This window comes from Candidatus Electronema sp. TJ (assembly GCF_048287355.1).
In the GTDB taxonomy this organism is placed as follows: Bacteria; Desulfobacterota; Desulfobulbia; order Desulfobulbales; family Desulfobulbaceae; genus Electronema.
Map to the genome: position 1 here is coordinate 5,028 of NZ_JBLWEP010000052.1, position 2,360 is coordinate 7,387.

The 2,360-nt window shown below is 58.7% G+C and carries 1 protein-coding gene; it reads right to left on the reverse strand.

The genetic code is table 11. The features are described 5' to 3' along the window. Positions 1-195: 195 nt before the first annotated feature. Positions 196-2,360: protein translocase subunit SecD (secD, locus tag ACNKID_RS05655; RefSeq protein WP_417912461.1), on the reverse strand; the 2,165-nt coding region annotated here is incomplete at its 5' end.

Here is a 2,360-nt window from a genome sequence, read left to right on the forward strand (position 1 = left end):
CAGGCAGCAGGGTTGAATAAACATATGCGCCTGACGGCCCCGCCGCAGCGGAAAGCTCATCAGACGCATGGCCAGAACTTGCAGCTTCTCCCGCGCTGCTCTGACGTGGCTGATGTTGCCGCCGTCCAGCAGAACGGTGTCTTCCGGGTGATTGCGGCGCAGAGGTCAGTCAGTGTCCTCTGCGCCGCAGCCGGTTCAGGCATGCACATTCGCGCGCTTCTTCAGAGTCAGCAGCGGGCTGGCCACGAAGATGGACGAGTAGGTGCCGACCACCATGCCCAGAAGCAGGGCAAGGGAGAAGTCATGAATGACCGCGCCGCCGAAGAAGAAGAGGGCAGCCAGAGACATGAAGGTGGCCAACGAGATGATCAGCGTCCGCGCCAGCACTTCGTTGGTGCTGATGTTAATGATCTGGGCCATGTTGCTTTCCGCGCCGTGTTTGGCGATGTTCTCGCGAATGCGGTCAAAGATGACCACGGTGTCGTTGAGGGAGTAACCAGCCAGCGTCAGCAAGGCGGTCAGAATCAGCAGGGTGATCTCCACATCCAGCAGCCAGAGCACGCCCAGCACAGCGAACACATCATGAAACGAGGCCACAGCGGCAGCCACAGCAAAGTTGAGGTCGAAGCGGATTCCCAGATAGAGAAGGATGCCGACCAAGGAGATGGCAGTGGCAAATAGGGCTTGGTCGCGCAGGGTCTTGGAAATCGAAGAGCCGATTTCTGACTGGCTCTCCAAGGTGAACGTATTGCCTTGCACCGAGGCCAGTGAGGCGTTGACCTTGTCGCTGAGATGCCCGACCGTGTCTTGGGTCTTCTTGATTTTGATGATCAGGCGATGCTCGCTGGTCACATGCTGCAAATCGGTTTCCAAACCGTTTTTGTTCAGAACAGTCCGCACTTGCTCCAGCTCAAAGGGCTTCTCGGCCTTGTACTGGAGCAGGGAGCCGCCAGAGAAGTCAACGCCAATATTAGCATTGCCAAGCATGATCTGGGCAAAGGCGAAGAAGCCAAGGAGCGTGAGGGAACCGGAGACAACAAAGCCGATCTTTCTGATGCCCATGAAATCTATTTTGGGCTTTTTGATGAAGAGCATGAACTTCAGCGTATCCACCTTGCGGCTGGCGGCAATCCAGTCAAAGGCCACCCGCGAGCAGAACAGGGCGGCAACCAAGTTGAAGACCACACCAAGCGACAGGGTGACGGCAAAGCCTTTGATCGGGCCGGTGCCGAAGAGGAAGAGGGCCAGCGCGGTGATCAGCGTGGTGAGCTGCGAGTCAACAATGGAGAGGAAAGCGTTGTCGAAACCAGAGGAGATGCCGGAGCGCAGCGATTTGCCCAGATCGAACTCCTCCCGCATCCGCTCGTAGATCAGGACGTTCGCATCCACGCCCATGCCGATGGAGAGAATAATGCCAGCCACGCCGGGAAGGGTCAGGGTTGCGCCGAAAATCGCCAGTCCGGCGACAAGGAAAAGAATGTTCAGGGCAAGGCTGAAATCTGCGATCAGACCGGAGAGCCGGTAATATACGCCAATGAAGAGCAGAACAAGTATTGCGCCTGCCAAGCCTGCGTTGACGCTCTGGTCAATCGCATCCTGGCCCATGCTGGCACCGACAGTCATGTTCTGGATGATCTCCACAGGTGCTGGCAGGGCACCAGCCCGGAGGACGATGGCCAAGTCATTGGCTTCCTCAGTGGTGAAGCTGCCGGAAATCTGCGCCGAGCCGCCGAGGATTTTTTCACGGATCACCGGGGCTGAGCGCACCACCTCGTCAAGGATGATGGCGAAGCGGCGGCCCACATTCTTGCTGGTGACATCAGCGAAGATGGAGCCGCCCCGGCCAGTCAGCTCCATGCTCACCAGAGGCTCGTTGAAGGTGCCGCCAAAGCCCATCCGGGCAGTCTTGACCATCTCGCCGGTCATCATCACCCGGCTTTCCAGCAGCAGCGGCACCTTGCGCTCTTTTTTCATCTGCTTGTCAACAACACGCTCAAAGCCGACCTCTGTGCCTTTGGGCAGGCTGCCCTGCAAGGCAAGGTTGAGCTGGCGGATACTGCCGCCTTCCTGCCATTTGCCTGAAGCTGCCGCCTGCTTGACTAACGCGGCCAGATCAAGCCCGGCATCGTCGGCCACCATTTTGAATTCAAGCTGGGCGGTCTTGCCGATCAGGTCAATCGCCCGCTGCGGGTCTTTCACGCCAGGCAGCTGCACCACAATCTCATTCTCGCCCTGCCGGACAATCACCGGCTCGGCCACGCCGAACTGGTCAATGCGGTTGCGGATGATCTCCAAAGACTGGGCCACGGCGGTGGTGCGGATGCGCTCGCTTTCCAGCTTGGCCAGCCGGAGCAGCACCC